This is a genomic window from Longimicrobium sp. (assembly GCF_036388275.1).
GTDB lineage: Bacteria > Gemmatimonadota > Gemmatimonadetes > Longimicrobiales > Longimicrobiaceae > Longimicrobium.
Window position 1 is genome coordinate 156,094 of record NZ_DASVSF010000011.1, and the last position, 18,226, is coordinate 174,319.

Annotated in this window: 15 protein-coding genes; 6 read left to right on the top strand and 9 right to left on the bottom strand. The window is 69.8% G+C overall.

Annotated features, from left to right (window positions below):
- Positions 1-11: 11 nt before the first annotated feature.
- From VF632_RS04625 to VF632_RS04650, 6 genes are all read right to left on the bottom strand, one after another.
- Positions 12-500, bottom strand: a complete 489-nt coding sequence (locus VF632_RS04625; protein ID WP_331021683.1) for an Lrp/AsnC family transcriptional regulator — start codon at positions 498-500, stop codon at positions 12-14.
- A gap of 497 nt (positions 501-997) precedes the next feature.
- Entirely contained in the window at positions 998-2,002 is a 1,005-nt protein-coding gene (locus VF632_RS04630; protein WP_331021684.1) for an alpha/beta hydrolase, read from the bottom strand.
- Positions 2,003-2,357: 355 nt separating this feature from the next.
- Entirely contained in the window at positions 2,358-2,921 is a 564-nt protein-coding gene (locus tag VF632_RS04635; protein ID WP_331021685.1) for a hypothetical protein, read from the bottom strand.
- A 133-nt stretch (positions 2,922-3,054) separates the two neighbouring features.
- A complete protein-coding gene (locus VF632_RS04640) occupies positions 3,055-4,050 on the bottom strand; it encodes an asparaginase (protein WP_331021686.1) in 996 nt (331 codons plus the stop codon).
- The gene (locus tag VF632_RS04645) at positions 4,043-4,795 is read right to left on the bottom strand and encodes an SDR family NAD(P)-dependent oxidoreductase (protein WP_331021687.1); all 753 of its coding nucleotides are present in this window, start codon (positions 4,793-4,795) and stop codon (positions 4,043-4,045) included. The genes VF632_RS04640 and VF632_RS04645 overlap by 8 nt, the downstream gene beginning before the upstream one ends.
- Positions 4,795-5,196: a ferritin-like domain-containing protein gene (locus tag VF632_RS04650; protein WP_331021688.1), complete on the bottom strand. Its 402-nt coding sequence runs from the start codon at positions 5,194-5,196 to the stop codon at positions 4,795-4,797. Before VF632_RS04650 ends, VF632_RS04645 begins: the two co-directional genes overlap by 1 nt.
- Positions 5,197-5,563: 367 nt before the next feature.
- On the opposite strand from VF632_RS04650, the gene VF632_RS04655 reads away from it, so the two are divergent.
- Together VF632_RS04655 and VF632_RS04660 are read left to right on the top strand one after the other, a co-directional pair.
- Positions 5,564-5,797: a hypothetical protein gene (locus VF632_RS04655; protein WP_331021689.1), complete on the top strand. Its 234-nt coding sequence runs from the start codon at positions 5,564-5,566 to the stop codon at positions 5,795-5,797.
- A gap of 56 nt (positions 5,798-5,853) precedes the next feature.
- Positions 5,854-6,093 (top strand): hypothetical protein, encoded by a 240-nt coding sequence (locus VF632_RS04660; protein ID WP_331021690.1) that lies wholly within the window; start codon positions 5,854-5,856, stop codon positions 6,091-6,093.
- 31 nt (positions 6,094-6,124) lie between these two features.
- Here VF632_RS04660 and VF632_RS04665 read toward each other — a convergent pair whose 3' ends face one another.
- Positions 6,125-6,727 (bottom strand): hypothetical protein, encoded by a 603-nt coding sequence (locus VF632_RS04665; protein ID WP_331021691.1) that lies wholly within the window; start codon positions 6,725-6,727, stop codon positions 6,125-6,127.
- Positions 6,728-6,940: 213 nt separating this feature from the next.
- Between VF632_RS04665 and VF632_RS04670 the strand changes: the two genes are divergently transcribed.
- Positions 6,941-8,941: a hypothetical protein gene (locus tag VF632_RS04670; RefSeq protein WP_331021692.1), complete on the top strand. Its 2,001-nt coding sequence runs from the start codon at positions 6,941-6,943 to the stop codon at positions 8,939-8,941.
- A 199-nt stretch (positions 8,942-9,140) separates the two neighbouring features.
- Here the strand turns inward: VF632_RS04670 and VF632_RS04675 are convergent, their stop codons facing one another.
- Positions 9,141-9,449, bottom strand: a complete 309-nt coding sequence (locus VF632_RS04675) for a hypothetical protein (RefSeq protein ID WP_331021693.1) — start codon at positions 9,447-9,449, stop codon at positions 9,141-9,143.
- Entirely contained in the window at positions 9,446-12,085 is a 2,640-nt protein-coding gene (gene alaS, locus VF632_RS04680; RefSeq protein WP_331021694.1) for an alanine--tRNA ligase, read from the bottom strand. Before alaS ends, VF632_RS04675 begins: the two co-directional genes overlap by 4 nt.
- Before the next feature lie 194 nt (positions 12,086-12,279).
- On the opposite strand from alaS, the gene VF632_RS04685 reads away from it, so the two are divergent.
- The 3 genes from VF632_RS04685 (at position 12,280) to VF632_RS04695 (ending at position 17,986) form a co-directional block, all read left to right on the top strand.
- The gene (locus VF632_RS04685) at positions 12,280-13,968 is read left to right on the top strand and encodes an amino acid carrier protein (protein WP_331021695.1); all 1,689 of its coding nucleotides are present in this window, start codon (positions 12,280-12,282) and stop codon (positions 13,966-13,968) included.
- A gap of 100 nt (positions 13,969-14,068) precedes the next feature.
- The gene (locus tag VF632_RS04690; RefSeq protein ID WP_331021696.1) at positions 14,069-15,481 is read left to right on the top strand and encodes a dicarboxylate/amino acid:cation symporter; all 1,413 of its coding nucleotides are present in this window, start codon (positions 14,069-14,071) and stop codon (positions 15,479-15,481) included.
- A gap of 123 nt (positions 15,482-15,604) precedes the next feature.
- The gene (locus VF632_RS04695; protein WP_331021697.1) at positions 15,605-17,986 is read left to right on the top strand and encodes a penicillin acylase family protein; all 2,382 of its coding nucleotides are present in this window, start codon (positions 15,605-15,607) and stop codon (positions 17,984-17,986) included.
- The last annotated feature ends 240 nt before the right edge of the window (positions 17,987-18,226 follow it).

The window sequence follows — 18,226 nt, forward strand, 5'->3', positions numbered from 1 at the left end:
CGCCCTGGAATTCAGCCTGCGTCGCCCGTGGGGCGCGGGCCCAGCCGCAGGTCGCTGGTTTCCTTGATCGTCGAAAGCACGATGCTGGTGGTGGTCCACTGCACGCCGGGCCACGCCTGGATCTCGGCCAGCAGCCCCTCGAGCGTCGAGGTGCTGTCGGTGCGGATCTTCAGCAGGTGCGATCCCTGGCCGGTGATGCTGTGGCACTCCAGCACTTCGCCGTGGGCCATCACTCGCTCCCGGAACTCCGGGTAGTGGGGCGAGCCGGCCATCCCTACGGCGATGAAGGCGGTCACGTCGCGCCCCAGCCGCTTGGGATCCACCACGACGGTGAACCGGCGGATGATCCCGCGTTCCTCGAGCTTCCGCACCCGCTCGCCCACCGCCGGCGACGAAAGCCCCACCGCCTGCGCCAGGTCGTGCTGCGAGGTGCGCCCGTTCTCCTGCAGCATCTCCAGCAGCCGCAGATCGATGTCATCCAGCCGAGTGGGCCCGTGCACTTTACTTTCTTAGGTTGATCTGCCATCCAGGATAATTTTCGCAACGATAGTCTGCCACGGCAGCTTACGCAAGAGGTGTGACACTGAGATTTTGATCGGGGGGATCGGGTCGCCGTTGATGGGCCGCACACACTTGTCCAAGGAGCGGCGAGGCCTCGGCGCCGCTGGGGCGAATGAATTCGCGGCAACCACGGCCCGAAGTCCGCCTGCGCGGACTGCACGCGCAGCCGAGTGCGCGACGCCAACCGGAGCGCGATTCAGGTCTCCCCCTCCCCTGCGCAGCGGGGGACGGGGGCGGGGGAGGGGGCTCCCGCGGCATGCGAGGCACCCGATCGAACCCGACCGAAGTTCTCCCCTCTCCGCACGTTGTTTGTGCGGGGAGGGGCCGGGGGAGGGGCCCCCACGCGAAAGAATCCCCCGCGCCGATGCTCCGGCGCGGGGGATTTCGTCCTCAGGTACGCGATCGCCAGCCCCGTCGCTCGGGGCCGATCACCCGCTCAGTGGGCCACGTCCTGGCGGCGCAGGAAGTTGTTCACCTGCGTAAAGAACGCCGTGGGCTGCTCCAGCCAGGGGAAGTGCCCCGCCTGCTGGATCACGCTGAAGCGGGCGCCGGGGATCTCGTCGGCATAGGTCTTCGTGCTCTGGAAGGGGATGGGGTCGGCGGCGCCGTGGATGACGAGCACGGGTGCCTGCACCGTCCGCAGCATCGGCCGCAGGTCGAAGTCCGGGCCCAGCGATGCACGGCCCACCACCATCGTAAAGAGCAGCGCGTTGGCCGCGGGGGCCGGGACGTCGCACCAGCTGCCCTTCAGGTTCGCCATATTGCCGGCGTCATGGAAGTAGGCGGGGAACCAGATGCTGAGCAGCTCCTCGCACGCCGCGGCGGGGTCCGGCGACTGCCCGCCCGCCAGCTCGCCGAACAGCTCACCCTGGCGCTGCAGCGCGGCGGCGGAGGTGCGGGCGATGCGCTCCGCCTCGAACTGCGCGTCGTAGTGCGCCTGCACGGGGCCGGGCGTCACCATCACCAGCCGGTTCACGTTCGCCGGGTACTGCGCCGCGTACATCGGCGCGACCATGGCGCCCCACGAGTGGCCGACCAGGGACAGCTTTCCGATGCCGAAGTGCTGGCGAACGGCTTCCACATCCGCCACGTGCTGCTGGATGCCCATCTGCGCCGGATCGAAGAGCAGTGTGGACCGGCCCGCGCCGCGCGAGTCGTAGAAGATGACCGTGCGGCCGTGCGCGAGCGGCGCCAGGTCACGGTCCAGGTAGCCCAGCGACAGCCCGGGGCCGCCGGAGATCACCACCGCCGTGTCGGGGCCGCTGCCGTACACGCGATAGAACAGCTGGACGCCGCCCGCGCCGGGCAGGTATCCCTCGCCGGTCTTGGGCGCATCGTACGAGGTCGCCAGCGGGGCGGACGTACCCGCGGAGATGGTGGGAGCGTCGTCGCAGGCAGCGGCGGCGAGGGGAAGCAGCAGGGCAAGAGTGCGGATCTTCATGGCGATCACCCGGTGGTCGGGAGGTTTTTGGATGTTTTGCGTGCCCGGCACTCTGCCGCGGCACGTCCCCCATCCAAGGCACGGACGAGGCCGGAGGCGGCACGGCGCACCGCCAGCGGCCTAAGTGATTGCCGAAAAACAGCTTGCCTTGCGGATGGGGTTGCCCGGAGGGAGCGCGTGCCCGTGGCATCTCCGACCCAGCGGGGAAAGCCTGCCGCACCACCACTTATGTACCGTTCCTCCAAGGAGTTGGCTCAATGGGTCAGGTGACCCGGATGCCGCGGGTGCAGAACACGAAAAAAGCGCCCCTCCAGAGACACGGAGGGGCGCTGATGGATCGACCGCGGAGAGAGGCCTACCGCAGTCCGGCCTGCATGCTGGACGCGAGCTTCCCGTCCTGGAAGGTAACCAGCAGCATGGATCCCAGCGACTCGCCCGGCCAGGACACCGAGAACGTGACGGTGTTCATCAGCCTGGTCATGCTCATGGGAATGCCGGGCCCGAGGACGTCCATCGCCTGCTCCAGCGTCATCCCCGGGCGAAGCTGGGCGTGCGTGGCCAGCGTCGCCGGGCGCACGGGGTACGGCGGCTTCAACGACATCTGCGTGACGTTGATCACCGCATCGTTCTGCAGCGTCACCATGATCGCGCTCATGTCATCGGCCATCCACTGGTACGAAACCGTGGTGTAGCCCCCGGCCTGGGCCCGGCTCAGCTCGCGGCCGGGGCGGCCGATCACCCGCGCCACGTCGTCCGCCGTCATCCCGGGCTTGAGTGCCACGAAGGCGTTGAAGGTCACGCCCAAGGACGCGGGCTGCTGCGCCGCGGCCGGGGCCGACGGCGCGGCCTGCTGGGCGGCGGCCGGGGCGGCGAGGGCGGCGGAAAGCGAAAGGACGGCAACACGAAGGAGAGTGCGCATCAGGAGGTCTACGGTGCGAGAGGATGGGAGCATCGTGCGGCTGCCCCGCGGCGCGAGGTGGCGCGGACGGGGCAGATGCTGGGGCAAGTATCTGAATCTACAAAGACTTACGAGAAATTTCCAGCCTTCCCCCTCAGTGCTCGTAGCGCCCGGCTTCGATCACCTCGCGGATGGCGCCGAGGTCCCGGCCGTGCACGCCGATCGCCAGCATCAGCTCGATGCGCGCCTGCTGCCCCGTCATGTGGTCGGCGAAGATGGCGCCCATCTCCCGCAGCATGTGGCCTCCGCCGGGATAGGCGTAAGTATCCAGCACCCGCCCGCGCAGCGACCGCGAGGTAATGACCATCGGCTGGCCCGCGTCTGCCCAGCGCTGCATGCCGGGCATCACCTCCGGCGGCACGTTTCCCCGCCCCAGCGCCTCCAGCACGATGCCCTGCGCCCCGGTTTGCAGGCTGGCCTCCAGCAGCCGCGAGTCCGCCCCCGCCACGATCTTCACCAGGTCCACCGGCGTGGCGGGAACGGTGGGCGTGAGCGGCGGCTTGCGGCGCGACTCGCGGTAGAACAGCACGCGGCCCTTGTCGGTGACGCCCAGCGGACCCCAGTTGGGCGAGCGGAAGGTGCCCGCCGCCTCGGTGTGGGTCTTCACCACCTCCGCGCCCTGCACGATTTCGTCGTCCATCACCACCATCGTGCCTCGGCCACCGGCTTCCGGCGCCGCCGCCACCTCGATGGCGGCCATCAGGTTGGCGGGCCCGTCCCACGACAGCTCCGAGGAGTTGCGCATGGCCCCGGTGATGACGACGGGGTGGCCGGACGCGATGGACCGGTCCAGCAGGTACGCCGTCTCTTCGATGGTGTCGGTGCCGTGGGTGACCACCACGCCGTCGTAGCCCTCGTCGAGCGCGGCGAGTACGGCAGCCCTCATCTCCCACATGCGCTCGATAGTCACGTGCGGACCCGGCAGGCGCCCGAACTCGCGCACCTCCACCCGTGCGACCGCTTCCACACCGGGGAGCGAGTCCAGGATCTCGCGCCCGCTCAGCCGCGGGACGGCGCCGCCGCGCTCGGCGTCCACCTGCATGGAGATGGTGCCGCCCGTGGCCAGCAGCAGCACGCGCGGCTTAGCCACAGAGCACGCTCCCGCCGTTGACGTTCAGCACCTCACCCGTCACGTGGCGCGCCAGGGTGGAGCAGAGGAAGACGATGGGGCCGGCCACGTCGTCGGCGCTGGCGACGCGGCCCAGGGGAATGCCCGCCTCGATCGGGCCGCGCCGCTCCGCCAGCGGCCGCTCGATCATCTCGGTGTCGATCCACCCCGGTGCAACGCAGTTCACCGTCACGTCGCGCTCGGCCAGCTCCACCGCCACGGACTTGGTGAACGAGATCAGCGCCCCCTTGCTGGCGGCGTAGTCGGCGTGGAACGCCTCGCCGCGCTGCCCGGCCGTGGACGAGACGATGACGATGCGGCCGCCGTCGGTCACGAAGCGGGCGGCGAGCCGCACGGTCTGGAAGACGGAGGTGAGGTTGGCGGTGATGGTGCGCTCCCACTGCGCGTCGGCCATGCCGGCCAGAGGCACGTCGTCGGGCACCCAGATCCCCGCGTTGGCCACGAACACGTCCACGCCCCCCAACTCCACCAGGCAGCGCTCGAACAGCATCTCGGCGCCCCAGGGCGTGCTCACGTCGGCGGCCTGCGCAAAGGCGCGCACGCCCAGGTCGCGCGCCAGGCCCACGACCTCGTTGGCCTCGGCCTCGCGCGTGGCGTAGCCCACGCCCACGTCGGCGCCGGCGCGCGCCAGCATCAGCGCCGTGGCGCGCCCCACCCCTCGCGACGCGCCCGACACCAGCGCACGGCGCCCTCTGAGTCCAAGCATCAGGCGGTTGTCCACTTTCCCCCCAGCTCCTCGGCGTGGTGCCGCTCGGTGTCCAGGATTTCGCCGAGCAGCGCGCGGGTCGCGTCGTCCATCCCACTCTTCAGCAGCTGCTCGTAGCGAAGCACCTCGGCCTCTTCGCGCGTGCGGGCCGCGGCTTCCCACGCCTCCATCCCCACCGCCTCTGAGGAGACGTGGTCGAGGTCGGGGAGGGTGGCGCCCAGTTCCAGCAGGCGTGCCGTCAGGCGGGAAAGGTGGTGCTGCTCGTCGGCGTGCAGCTCGTTGCAGCGCTCGCTGAGCTCGGCGTCGCCGCGGTCTTCGGCCTGCGCGGCCAGCCCGCGGTAGAAAAGCGCCTGCTCCTTCTCGGCCGCGCGCGCCTCGTGGAGGGCTTGGATGAGGTTCAAAACTGGTCCGGGCTGTGGCGGGTAAAGATGCACGTTCTGGACGGTTTCGGTGCTAGATTTCAGGGGCCTGTTCGACCGGCGCCTGACCCCCGCACCAAACTCGCAGATCGGCCGGGATTATGCAATTTGGAGAGGACTTCGAGATCGTCGGACCCATCCGCGACGTGATGACCAACGCCCGAGGCCACGGCATCCGGCACCTGGCGTGGCTCCGGCAGATGTATGGCCCGGGGCAGTGGCGCAAGTGCAAGGGACACGCTACCGTTCTGTATGTCCAGACCGGAGAGGCCATCACGGAGGAAGTTCACTGATACGAGGCACACGGAATCGGGAAGCGCGGGATGAAGATCAAACATGGAGGACTGCGATGACTGAGCAGCCGGCGAACGCACAGTTCGTCCTGTGCGTGCAGAACATTGGCTATGAGGTAGACCTCCGGGTCGGCCGCGTTTACCACAGGCTTCCCGACCCTGTCGGTGAGCGACGGGGGTTCCTGCGCGTGATCGATGAAACCGGGGATGACTTCATGTTCCCGAAACGTTGCTTTGTTCCTGTAGAAGCGGGGCATGCTGAAGAGAGTACAATCCGCCAAGCCTCCTGATGAGCGATCGGTCGGTGAGCGCCGCGAAGGACCAACGCGAGTACCGGGATGGAGCCATGAACAACCTGCAGAGTTCCGGAGGGAGGTTCGTTGAATGCGTTAGGAACGAAGGGTACGAGGTGGACCTCGAACTCAACAAGCGATACGAGATGATCCCAGACCCACGGTGGGAGGCCAGGGGGTTCGTGCGTGTGATCGACGGGTCCGGCGAAGACTACGTGTACCATCCGCGGTACTTCGCGATTCATGATCCTGCCGAGCAGGCGGACGGGAACGCGGTCCCGCGGGATCCCTGATCGCGTTCCCCTGCCCCGGTGGAAGACTGCTTTACGAGCAGCCCTCCACGTAGCCCACCTGCGGGTGCTGGCCGGCGCGGAAGCGGAGCACCCGACTGCCGTCCGTCTCAAAGATCAACTGGCGCGTCGTATCCCCGTCCGCCGGGCGCACGATGAGGTAGTGGCCGTCTGTGTACTTGTGCGGCTGCACCTCCACGCGACCCTGATACGTCTGCTGGATCCGCGTCTCCGAGTCCCCGATCCGCCCGCCTTCCACCGTGGCGACATTCCCCGAATCCACCTCCACGCGCACCACGCGCGCTCCCTCCAACATTACCATCATCCCCTCGGGCAGCCGGCCTGAGCGGGCGTACTGGCAGCCCTGCGGACCGTCTACCGTGCCCACGGCTTGGCCATCGGGCTGAAAGTCGCCTCCGAGCGCCGCGCGGGCCTCGTCCACCGTCATTCCGATGCGCAGCGGGCCGGCGCCGTCGAACCGAAGGGCCCACGTGGTATCCGCGGCGGGCTGTGGCGCGCCGACAGTAGCGGGCGCAGAGCCGCCCGGCGCGGCGGTGTACGCGGGACGGTCCTCGCCCGGGCCACAGGCGGCGAGAATGGAAAGGGCGAATAGCGACAGCAGGCGGTGCATCGGCATCCAGGCAAGTTCTGGCGAACGAAGGGTCCGCACATCGGCGAGTCCGGGATGCGGGCCCTGAGGTACCCTGCCACTGGCGATTGGTTACAGCAGACCCATCAGGAAGCCGACGATCGCGGGTTGCAGGATGATGACTGTGGGTGTATCAATGGCTTCCCGCTCGCAGGCCCGTCGCTCATGCATCGACCAAATCGCGGCTTTCTTCCCATACGCATGCCGTATTCGACCACAACCAGCGGCAGGCTCGCCGACGTGAACGGGGAGCCGCGCGGCTGGGTGCGCGGAAAGCTCGCCGCTGTACCGCGTTTGGGCCGGAGGGCGTGGCTCCCGCTCTGGGCAGCGCTGGCGTGCCTGCCGGTGCTCGCCGCGCCGTGGATCAGCCGCGCGCTCCATCCGCGTCCGAAGGACTTCAACTCCGACCTGGCCATTCCCGTGCTGATGATCCGCGCGCGGGAATGGAGCCTGTTCGACGTCTACTACTGGGGGCAGGACCGGCTGGGCACGTGGCACCTGCTGCTGCTGCGGGCGGCCAGCCGCGTCTCGGGGCACGCGTTCGACTACGCGGACCTGCACCTGGTGGGCACCGCATGGGTGCTGATGGCGACTGTGGTGATGGCGCGCCTCGCCGGCGTCTGGGGGTGGGCGGCGGGCGGACTGCTGGCCGCCGTGCTCGTGGGCAACTCCGATTCCCGCGTCCCTCTCTTCGACGCGGCGCACCCCTACGCCTGGCAGATCACCGCCCTTCTGCTCGCCTGGTGGGGGCTCCGACGGCTTGGCGATCGGCCGAACCCCGACGGGCGCGGCTTTTGGTGGGTGCGCGGCTCAACCGCCTGCGCCGTGTTCCTGGCCCAGTGGACGTCGCCGCTGAGCGGCCAGATGCTCCTGATGGTAGCGGGGGTCGAGGCCGTCCGGGCGCACGCGCTGGATGCGGAGCCGGGCCGCTCCCTGCGGCGGAGGCTGGCGGAGAGCGGGCTGATCGTGATGGCGGGGATGCTCGCCGGGCGGCTGCTCCGCGCCGCCTTCGACCTCTACTGCCACGCCCGGTTCGGCGGGTACTTCCGGACGGGGCTGGTCATCGACCACGGGCACCTGGCGGACAACGCGCGGCGTGTCTGGTCGAGGCTGGCTGCATCCGCCTCCATGCCCCTGCTGGTGGTGGCGACCGCCGGCGCACTCGCCGCCGTGGTCGTGCTCTGGAGAGCGCGAGGCGGGCGGTCGCCCTCCTGGCGGGTGGAGGGCGCGGCGCTGGTGCTCGCCTGCTGGATGATGGCCGCGGTCCAGCTACCGGTGTTCTTTCTCGTGCGCCACGTGCGCATGAACGAGTTCCACGTGCGCTATTTCTCGCTCGTCTTCGTCTTCGGGACGCTGGCGGGGCTGATTACGCTGGTGTGCTTGGCCGCGAGCCTTCCCCGCGTGTCGCGCCGGTGGCGGGGGGTGCTGGCGCTGGCGGGGATCGCGGGGCTGGCGGCGAGCGTGCTGCGGGTCCCCGCATCGGCCCCGGCGTACCCGCAGGGGCTGGCGAACGTCGCCGCCCGTCTCGAGCAGCGGGCCCCCGGGGCGACGCTCCTGGGCGGCTACTGGAGCACGTACGTGTTTGCGGCGCTGCAGCGGCCCGGGACCATGCTCCACCCGGTTCCGTGCGAAGGACGGCAGGTCCGCACTCCCTGGTGGGCCGACGAGCTGCCCCGGCGCCGCTGGGTGATCGTGGTGGGAAACACTTGGGAGTGCCCCGACGCCGGCTCGCGCGCCGACCCCGCGCCGTGGGTCTACCAGCACGGGGCGCTGCTGCGGCTGGTCGGCAGGAACCTGGAGCGCGGCGCCGACGTCAGCTTCGCCCTCTACGAGAACGCCACCGCGCGCGCGGTAGCCCACTCCGCGCAGCCCGCGGCCGCCACCTGGCGCTACTGCGAGGCGGGCGCGACGCTGCGGATGAGCTTTCCCGCGCGTGGGGAGGCGTTGGTGATGGTCGCGCGCGTGGCGCGCTCGCCGGCCGCAACCCTGCTAGCCGCGCCCATCTTCGCGGACGGCAGGGTGGGACGGCCAGTGCCCATGGCCATGACGGGGCGCCTGCACCGCGCGGAACTGCACGCCGGCGGTGCGCCGCTGGTGGGCGCGCGCATCACCGTGCAGCGGGTCGCGCCGCTGAAGGCGCGGCAGACGTGCATTGCGGCGAACACCCTCCTTGTAATCCCGGATCCCCCAAAAAAGCGTTGACTTCCCGCGGGAGGCGCCGCGCGGAACGTTGCTTCTCCTGGAAGTCCAGGCGCCAGCCGAAATCTCACTCGACGAAATCTCGCCGGACGAAACGAAGGGGCCGGCTCCGTGGCGTGGAGCCGGCCCCGTCTGTCCGCATGCGAAATTCTCCGGCCCTACGGCATCGCCAGTGATCGTAGCAGTAGCGCCACGCCCACCGTCATGCGGGCATCATCCAGCCGAGCGCCCCCGCGGCACCCATGCGGTCCGCCAGCGCGGAAAGCCCGTCCGGGTCCACCTCGGCCTGGGCTTCCAGGGCGTGGGTGAACAGCGCGTCCGCCGCCAGCAATGGAAGCGCTTCTTCGCGGCTTTCCCCGCGCAACCGGGCGTAGAGCGCCAGCGCGGCGGCGGCCAGCGCGTCCGGCACGGGGAGCGCCGGGTCCGCGGGAAGCACGGCGACCATGGTGTCGAGCAGCGCGGGCGGCGCGCCCCGCAGCCGCCCGCGGATCCACTCTTCCGCCGGGTTCACGCGGGGGCGCCGGCCAGCAGGCCCTCGACGATTTCGCGCACCTTCTCCATGGCGCCGGGCACGCGCGAGGGATCGCCTACGCCGGCCTGCGCCATGTGCGGCTTGCCGCCGCCCTTCCCTCCGGCCAGCGCCGCCACCTCACGAACGACTGCATCGGCCCGAATGCCGCGCCGAATCAGGTCGTCCGTGACCACCACGACAATCATCGGCTTTCCGCCCTCGGTTTCGGCCAGCACGGCGACACCGCTCCCCAGCCGCTCGCGAAGAACGTCGCCCAGCGCCTTCATTTCGTCGACGCTGCCGAATGCTCCGCTGGACGTCACGACCCGCACGCCGTCCAGGGACGCCGCGGATGCCAGGAGCGTGGACACTACGTCGCCGCCGCCGGAGGTGCGCGCCTTTTCCAGCTGCTTCTGCAGGTCACGGCCCTGCTCCAGCACCTGCTGAATGCGCGGCAGCAGGTTCTCCTCGCGCGTCCTCAGCAGGCTGGCGGCCTCGCGCAGGGTACGCTCGTCGCGGCGCACCCGCTCGAACGCCTCGCGCCCCGTCACCGCCTCGATGCGCCGCACCCCCGCCGCCACGCCGCTTTCCGAGAGGATGCGGAACAACCCGATCTGCCCTGTCGTCCGCACGTGGGTGCCGCCGCACAGCTCCATCGACACGCCGGGGATCTCCACCACGCGCACCACGTCGCCGTACTTTTCGCTGAACAGGGCCATGGCGCCCCGGGCGATGGCGTCGGGGTACGCCATCTGGTTGGAGCACACGTCGTAGTTGGCCCACACCGCCTCGTTCACCATCCCCTCGACGGTGGAGACCTGGTCGGGCGTCATGGGTCCGCCGTGCGTGAAGTCGAAGCGCAGGCGGTCGGGCGCCACCAGCGATCCCCGCTGGTGCACGTGCTCGCCCAGCACGCGGCGCAGCGCGGCATGCAGCAGGTGCGTGGCGGTGTGGTTGCGCTCGGTGTCGCGCCGCGGCGGCTCGTCCACCTCCGCCGTTACGGGACCAGGGATGAAGTCGCCCTCCACCGCGCCGACGACAGCCACGCGGCCCGCCACCTTGCGCACCTCGTTCACCGTCATCGACCAGCCGTCGCCACGCACGTGGCCGCGATCGCTCACCTGGCCGCCGCTCTCGGCGTAGAACGGGTTTTCGCGCAGCTGCAGCGCCATCCGCCCGTCCTCCATCCGCCGGAACGTCAGGATGTCGGTCTGCGCGGCCGTGGCGCGATACGCGGCGAAATCCTGGTCGGCCGTGTCGCCCGGCACCTCTTCCCAGCCCATGGCGAACGCGTCCGCCTCCACCCCGATCCCCGCTGCCTTGCGGTCTTCACGGCTGCGCTGGCGCTGGGCGTCCAGCTCGCGCTCGAAACCCTCCCAATCGACCGCGTAGCCCCGCTCCTGCGCCATCAGCTCCGTCAGGTCTACCGGAAAGCCGAAGGTGTCGTACAGCTTGAAGACCTGCGCGCCGGCGATCGTCCCGCTGCCTCCCACGGGGGCCAGCTGGTCGAACAGCTTGATCCCCGCGTCGATCGTGGCCAGGAAGCGCTCCTCCTCCGCCCGCGTGTTGCTGACGATGTACTCACGGCGGCCCAGCAGCTCGGGAAACGTCACCCCCATGCGGTCGATGACGGCCTCGACCACTTCCACCAGCGTCGGCGCGCGGCGGCCCAGCAGGTACGCGTGGCGAACCGCGCGGCGCAGGATGCGGCGCAGCACGTACCCGCGGCCCTCGTTGGACGGGAATACGCCATCCGCCAGCAGGAACGCCGTGGCGCGCCCGTGGTCCGCCAGCACGCGGTACGATACGCCCTGTGGCGTGTCGTACTCGTAGGGCACGCCCACGACCTCCACCGCCCGGGCGATCACGTTGGTGAACAGGTCAGTCTTGTAGTTGGCGTCCACGCCCTGCAGCACGGACGCAAGGCGCTCCAGCCCCATCCCCGTGTCCACGCACGGCGCCGGAAGCGGGTGAAGTTCGCCATCCGCGTCGCGGTCGAACTGCATGAAGACCAGGTTCCAGATCTCCAGGAACTCGCCCTTCTCGCCCAGCTCCTCGAACTCCTCGCGCGACACCTCGGTCCCGCGCCGCCCCTCGGGGCGCAGGTCGAAGTGGATCTCCGAGCAGGGGCCGCAGGGCCCGGTATCGGCCATCTGCCAGAAGTTGTCCTTGTCGCCCAGCCCAAAGACGCGCTCGGGGCTGATGTCGGCGATCTCCAGCCACAGCTGCCGCGCCTCGTCGTCGGTGTGGTGCACCGTCACCCACAGCCGCTCCCGGGGAATGCCGAACTCCTCGGTCAGCAGCTCCCAGGCGAACCGGATGGCGTCGCGCTTGAAGTAGTCGCCGAACGAAAAGTTGCCCAGCATCTCGAAGAAGGTGTGGTGGCGCGCCGTGACGCCCACCGCCTCCAGGTCGTTGTGCTTGCCGCCGGCGCGCACGCACTTCTGGCTGGTGGCGGCGCGGGTGAACGGCGCCTCCTCCATCCCCAGGAACACCTTCTTGAACTGCACCATCCCCGCGTTCGTGAACAGCAGCGTGGGATCGTCGCCCGGAACGAGCGACGACGACGGACGCACGGCGTGCCCCTGGTGGGCGAAGTAGTCCAGAAAGCGGGAGCGGATTTCGTCGGCGCGCATGGATCCGTCGGGCGAGGGCTTGGCTTCGGCTCAGAAAGTCGTAAGATAACGCGCCCGTCGTGCCCCTCTCAAGGTGCGGACGCGGGCCGTGTGAATCCAGCAGCAGCTACTCTGGACGGAACTTGCGTCACCCCGACGCGAGTATGAGCCCTGCTCACCCGCGCACGCCCACGTTCCCCCGAACTCCACCGCCGATGAAGCCCAGATCCGCAGTCCTGCGCTGGATGGCGATCGCCATGCTTGCGACGCCGCTGTGCACCGCCGCGCCCGTGCTGGCGCAGGCCCCCGCCGCGGAGTCGGCGCAGCCCGCCGGCCCCGCGCCGGGGCTGGACGCCGCGCAGGCCCCCGGCGGCGCCGAACAGGCCCCGGTGGCCACCTCCGAAGAGGCGCAGCCGGCCGAAGAGGCCCAGCCCGGCCTGATGGGTGGCATCGACCGGGCGATGGGGACGGTGAACCAGCTGATCTCCGCCGTCTTCTTCTTCGACGTGCTGTTCTTCACCGACGCGGCCGTGCTGCCGCTGGTGGTGCTCTGGCTGGTGCTGGGCGCCATCTTCTTCACGGTGAAGATGAACTTCATCAACTTCCGCGGGTTCGGCCACGCCATCCAGGTGGTCCGCGGCAAGTACAGCGATCCCACCGACGTGGGCGAGGTCAGCCACTTCCAGGCGCTCAGCGCGGCGCTTTCGGCCACGGTGGGGCTGGGCAACATCGCGGGCGTGGCCATCGCCGTGAGCGTGGGCGGCCCGGGCGCCACCTTCTGGATGATCATCGCCGGCCTGCTGGGAATGAGCAGCAAGTTCGCCGAGTGCACGCTGGGCCAGCAGTACCGCGAGGTACGCCCCGACGGCCGCATCATGGGCGGTGCCATGGAGTACCTGTCGAAGGGGCTCAAGGAGAAGGGCTGGCCGCGGCTGGGGATGTTCCTGGCCGTGATGTTCAGCATTTTGTGCATCGGCGGCTCGCTGGGAGGCGGCAACAGCTTCCAGGTGAACCAGTCGCTGAACGCCATGCAGGAGACGCTGCCGTTCCTGGCCGAGCAGCCGTGGATCTATGGCCTGTTCATGACGGTAATCACGGGCATCGTCATCGTCGGCGGGATCAAGCGCATTGCGAACGTGGCGGAGAAGATCGTCCCGCTGATGTGCGGCGTGTACGTGCTGGCCGCGCTCGCCATCCTGCTGATGAACTTCAGCGCCATTCCCGGGGCCATCGGCGCCATCGTGTCGCAGGCGTTCACCCCCGCGGCGGGGTACGGCGGGTTCATCGGCGTGCTGGTGACGGGCTTCCGGCGCGCGGCGTTCAGCAACGAGGCGGGCGCCGGCTCGGCGGCCATCGCGCACTCGGCCGCCAAGACGCCATATCCCGTTCGCGAAGGGATCGTGGCGCTGCTGGAGCCCTTCATCGACACCGTCGTCGTGTGCACCATGACGGCGCTGGTGATCGTGATCACGGGCGCGTACAACAACCCCGAGTACGCCGACCTGGTGTCGCAGAGCAAGGGCGCGGCGCTGACGTCCCGGGCCATGGGCGAATACATCTCGTTCTTCCCCTACGTGCTCTCGTTCGCCGTGTTCCTGTTCGCGTACTCGACCATGATCTCGTGGTCGTACTACGGCGAGCGGTGCTGGGCCTGGCTGTTCGGCGACGGCAGCACGCGCATCTACCAGGGACTGTTCCTGCTCTTCGTGTTCCTGGGCTCCATCATCACCTCGGTGAACGTGCTGGAGTTCGGCGACCTGATGATTTTGGGGATGGCGTTCCCCAACATCCTGGGCGTGGTGATGCTGAGCGGAAACGTCAAGCGCGAGCTGACGGCCTACTGGGCCAAGCTCAAGAGCGGCGAAATCCGCCGGTACGACGCACACGCGGTGGCGGGCGATTGATCTTTCGGCGCGCGCCGTGCACAGTCGGCGCGCGGGCAGTTGTGGGCCGGCCCGGGAACACCGGGCCGGTCTCGTTTACCAGGCCAGCGACCCGTAATCCATGACTGACAGGAACGACCCCGCGGTGCCGGCGCCGGACGCGTTCGAGCGCGAACTGTCGACCGACCTCGACGACCGCACGCCCGACAAGCCGCGCGGCATGCCGCTTCACACGAAGATCCTGCTGGGGCTGGTGATCGGCGCCGCGGCGGGGCTGGGCGCCAACGCCCTGCTGGGCGCGGACCATCCGGGGCTGGCGTGGACGGTGAACAACGTGGCCTCGCCCATCGGCGCGCTCTTCCTGCGGCTGCTGCTGATGGTGGTGATGCCGCTCGTCTTTTCCGCCCTGGTGGTGGGCGTGGCGGGCATCGGCGACATCCGCAGGCTGGGCCGCGTGGGCGCGAAGGCTTTCGGCTACACCCTGGTGGTGTCGGCCATCTCCGTCGTGATCGGCATTACGCTGGCCAACACCATCCGCCCCGGCGAGCGCATCGATGCCACCACCGCCGCGGGGCTGGAGGCGCGCTACGGGCAGGACGCCGCCAAGCGGGTGGAGGCAGCGACGGAAAACGACGCGGCGAAAAAGCCGGTGCTGACCCAGGTGGTGGAAACCATCGTTCCCGCCAACCCGGTGGCCGCGGCGGCGGGAGAGACGCCCAACCTGCTGCACGTGATGTTCTTCGCCCTGGCGCTGGGCGTGGCCTCCACGCTGGTGCGGCCCACCGTGGCGGCGCCCTTCATCAAGGTGATGGAGGCGCTGTTCGACATCTCGGTGAAGCTGATCGAGCTGATCATGAAGATGGCGCCCTACGCCGTGGCGGCCCTGCTCTTCGCCAACACCGCCGGGTTCGGGCTGGACCTGCTGGGCACGCTGGCGTGGTTCATGGCCACGGTGCTGCTGGGGCTGGCGCTGCAGATGTTCGGCGTGTACTCGCTGTCGGTGTGGCTGCTCTCGCGCATTCCGCCGCTGGAGTTCTTCCGGCGGATCAAGACGGTGATGATGACGGCGTTCTCCACGTCCTCGTCCAACGCGACGCTCCCCACCGCGCTGCGGGTGACGGAAAAGAACCTGGGCGTGCCGCCGGAGATCAACTCGTTCGTGCTGACGGTGGGCGCCACGGCCAACCAGAACGGAACGGCGCTGTACGAGGGGGTGACGGTGCTCTTCCTGGCGCAGATCGCCGGGGTAGACCTGTCGCTGGGCGCGCAGATCACCATCGCCTACATGGCCATCCTGGGCGGCATCGGCACCGCGGGGGTGCCCTCGGGCTCCATTCCCTTCATCATCGTCATGCTGGCGTCCATCGGCGTGAACCCCGCGCTGATCGGCATCATCCTGGGCGTGGACCGCATCCTGGACATGTGCCGGACGACGCTGAACGTGGCGGGAGACATCACCGCCGCTACGTACGTCGCCCGCTCCGAGGGCTACACGCTCCTCGGAGGCCGCGGCAGCCCGCCCGCACCGATCTGATCGGCGTCGAGCGGCCCGTCCCATCGCTCGATGGGCGGGCCGCTTGACCGTGCGCCGCCGCCGTCGCATTCTCTCCCGTCCTCCGCCGTCTCCCCCGTCCCGTCCAGCGTCCGAAATTCCTCCATGCTGAAGAAGCTCGCCTACGTGGTCCTGGGGCTGGTGGTGGTCGTCGTGTGCGTGGCGGCGGGAGGCCGCTGGTGGCTGGGGCGTTCGGCGTCCCCTGGCGGAGACGCCCGGCTGGCCGGGCTGGAGCAGCCGGTGGAGGTGTGGCGCGACTCGCTGGGCGTGCCCCACGTGTGGGCGAAGACGGACGCGGACCTGTTCCGCGCGATGGGCTACGTGCACGCGCAGGACCGGCTGTTCCAGATGGAGATGTTCCGCCGCGTGGCCGACGGGCGCCTGGCCGAGATCCTCGGTGAGCAGCTGTTGGATACCGACAAGTTCCTGCGCACCGTGGGGATGGGGCACTCGGCGGAGGAGAGCGTGCGGCGGCTGACGCCGGAGCAGCGCCGGCTGATGCAGGCCTACGCGGACGGGGTGAACGCGTGGATCGGCAACCATCCCGGCCCCCTGCCGCCGGAGTTCGTAACGCTGCGATTCGACCCAGAGCCGTGGACCGTCCGCAACAGCATGTCGATCGCCAAGATCATGGCGTGGGACCTGGCGGACTGGGAGGTGGGGCTTTCCGTGCAGCAGGCGATCGACCGCGTGGGCGAGGCGCTGGGGCGCGAGCTGATGCCCTTCTACCCCGACTCGGGGCTCACCATTGTGGGCGCGGACGCGCAGTGGCGGGGCAAGGGCGGCGCGGTCCCCGCGGCGGCTCCCGCCCCCGCCCCGCGCGTCTCCGGACCCGTTCCCCGCGTCGAAGCCCCGCCGCTCGCCCTTCACCTGCTGGAAGGCGTGGCCGCGGCGCACGCCTCCAACTCCTGGGTGATCGGCGGCTCGCGCACGCGCTCGGGCAAGCCCATCCTGGCCAACGACATGCACCTGACGCTGCGGGCGCCCGCCATCTGGTACCTGGCGGCCCTGCACGGCGGCGGCTTCAACGTCACCGGGATGACGCTTCCCGGCGTTCCCGTCGTGATCGCCGGCCACAACGACCGCGTGGCGTGGGGCTACACCAACGCCATGGTGGACGACGTGGACTTCTACGTCGAGCAGGTGGATTCCGCCGATGCCACCCGCTACCGCACGCCGGAGGGGTGGGCGCGGTTCACCGTCCGCCGCGAGGTGATCCGCGTGAAGGGCGGCGACTCGGTGGTGCACCAGGTCCGCGGCACCCGCCACGGCCCCGTGCTCTCCGACGTGGACGAGCGTGGCGGGAACCGCGTGATGTCCATGCGGTGGACCGCGTACGAGCCCTCCACCGAGATCACCGCCCTGCTGGGGATGAACCGCGCGCGCTCGGCGGACGAGTTCGTCCAGGCGTTGCGGGGGTTCAACAACCCGCACCAGAACGTGGTCTTCGCCGACGTGGAGGGGCGGATCGGCTACTGGATGGGCGGGCGCGTCCCGGTGCGCCGCGGCGGCGACGGCGTGCTTCCCGTGCCCGCGTGGACGGACGAGGGCGAGTGGGTGCGCTTTTTGGAGTTCGACGAGCACCCCCACGTGCTGGACCCGGCGGACGGGTTCGTGGTCACCGCCAACAACCGGCAGGCCGGCGCGAACTACCCGTTCCACATCACCACCCACTGGGCGGAGCCGTACCGGGCGATGCGGATCCGCCAGATGGTGGAAGCCGGGCGCGGGCTAACCGCGGCGGACGTGCTCCGCCAGCAGATGGACGTTACCGATGCCTTCGCCCTGCGCCACCTGCCCCGCGCCGTCCAGGCGGCGGAGCGCGCCGGCCTCGCCGAGGCCGCGCGCGAGCTGCGGGCGTGGAACGGCGAGGCACGAGTGGACTCACGCGCCGCGGCGCTATTCTACACCTGGTTCGAGGAGCTGCGCACCCGCGTGGGGCACGACGAGTTCCGGGGGCGCAGCATGTACTTTCCCCGCGCCACGATGGAGCGGATCCTGGAGCGCGGCACGAGCCCGTGGGTAGACGACGTGACGACGCCGGCGACGGAGACGCTCGACGAGCTCTCCGCCACGGCGATGAGAACGGCGGTGCAGCGGGTGGGCGAGCAGCGCTGGGGCGACCTTCACCAGACGTCGATCGACCACCCGCTGGGTATCGTCGACGTGCTGGACCGCGCGTTGAACCTCAACATCGGCCCGTTCCCCAACCGCGGCTCGTTCCACACGGTGAACGTCAGCGGATACGGCAGCCGCCAGCCGCCGTTCCGGAACGCGTACGGCGCCAGCCAGCGCCACGTGGTCGACATGGCCGACGTGGACGGGTCCGGCGGATTCGTGATCCCCACCGGGCAGAGCGGCAACCCCCTCTCGGACCACTACCGCGACCAGAACCCGCTCTGGCGCGAAGGGCGCCTCTGGCTCATTCCCCTGGACCGCGCCAGGGCCGAGGCGCGGGTGGTCAGCCACATCCGCCTAACGCCGTAAATGTCGCGGGTGGCAAGATGTCGAAGCGGGCACCCCGGTCCTGCCAGGCACCCGCTTGCTCGTTGTTGTCCGGTCCCAAGGCTTCAGAGGCGGCAGTGTGCGTAGGCGAGAAACATCGGTGGGCGATGCGCGACGGCGCGGTGGTCAGCACGTCCACGTGCGCGGGCGATGAGCCCGGAGGCATCACCTGAACCCTTGGCGCTGACCCGGATCCGACACTGGGATGGTCGCTGTCCGCCG

Excerpts from the sequence above, each read along its gene's own strand:
- VF632_RS04630 (WP_331021684.1), bottom strand. The coding sequence starts at position 2,002 with ATGAAGATCCGCACTCTTGCCCTGCTGCTTCCCCTCGCCGCCGCTGCC.
- VF632_RS04635 (WP_331021685.1), bottom strand. The coding sequence starts at position 2,921 with ATGCGCACTCTCCTTCGTGTTGCCGTCCTTTCGCTTTCCGCCGCCCTC.
- VF632_RS04645 (WP_331021687.1), bottom strand. The coding sequence starts at position 4,795 with ATGCTTGGACTCAGAGGGCGCCGTGCGCTGGTGTCGGGCGCGTCGCGA.
- VF632_RS04655 (WP_331021689.1), top strand. The coding sequence starts at position 5,564 with ATGACTGAGCAGCCGGCGAACGCACAGTTCGTCCTGTGCGTGCAGAAC.
- VF632_RS04660 (WP_331021690.1), top strand. The coding sequence starts at position 5,854 with ATGAACAACCTGCAGAGTTCCGGAGGGAGGTTCGTTGAATGCGTTAGG.
- VF632_RS04665 (WP_331021691.1), bottom strand. The coding sequence starts at position 6,727 with ATGCCGATGCACCGCCTGCTGTCGCTATTCGCCCTTTCCATTCTCGCC.
- VF632_RS04670 (WP_331021692.1), top strand. The coding sequence starts at position 6,941 with ATGCCGTATTCGACCACAACCAGCGGCAGGCTCGCCGACGTGAACGGG.
- alaS (WP_331021694.1), bottom strand. The coding sequence starts at position 12,085 with ATGCGCGCCGACGAAATCCGCTCCCGCTTTCTGGACTACTTCGCCCAC.
- VF632_RS04685 (WP_331021695.1), top strand. The coding sequence starts at position 12,280 with ATGAAGCCCAGATCCGCAGTCCTGCGCTGGATGGCGATCGCCATGCTT.
- VF632_RS04690 (WP_331021696.1), top strand. The coding sequence starts at position 14,069 with ATGACTGACAGGAACGACCCCGCGGTGCCGGCGCCGGACGCGTTCGAG.
- VF632_RS04695 (WP_331021697.1), top strand. The coding sequence starts at position 15,605 with ATGCTGAAGAAGCTCGCCTACGTGGTCCTGGGGCTGGTGGTGGTCGTC.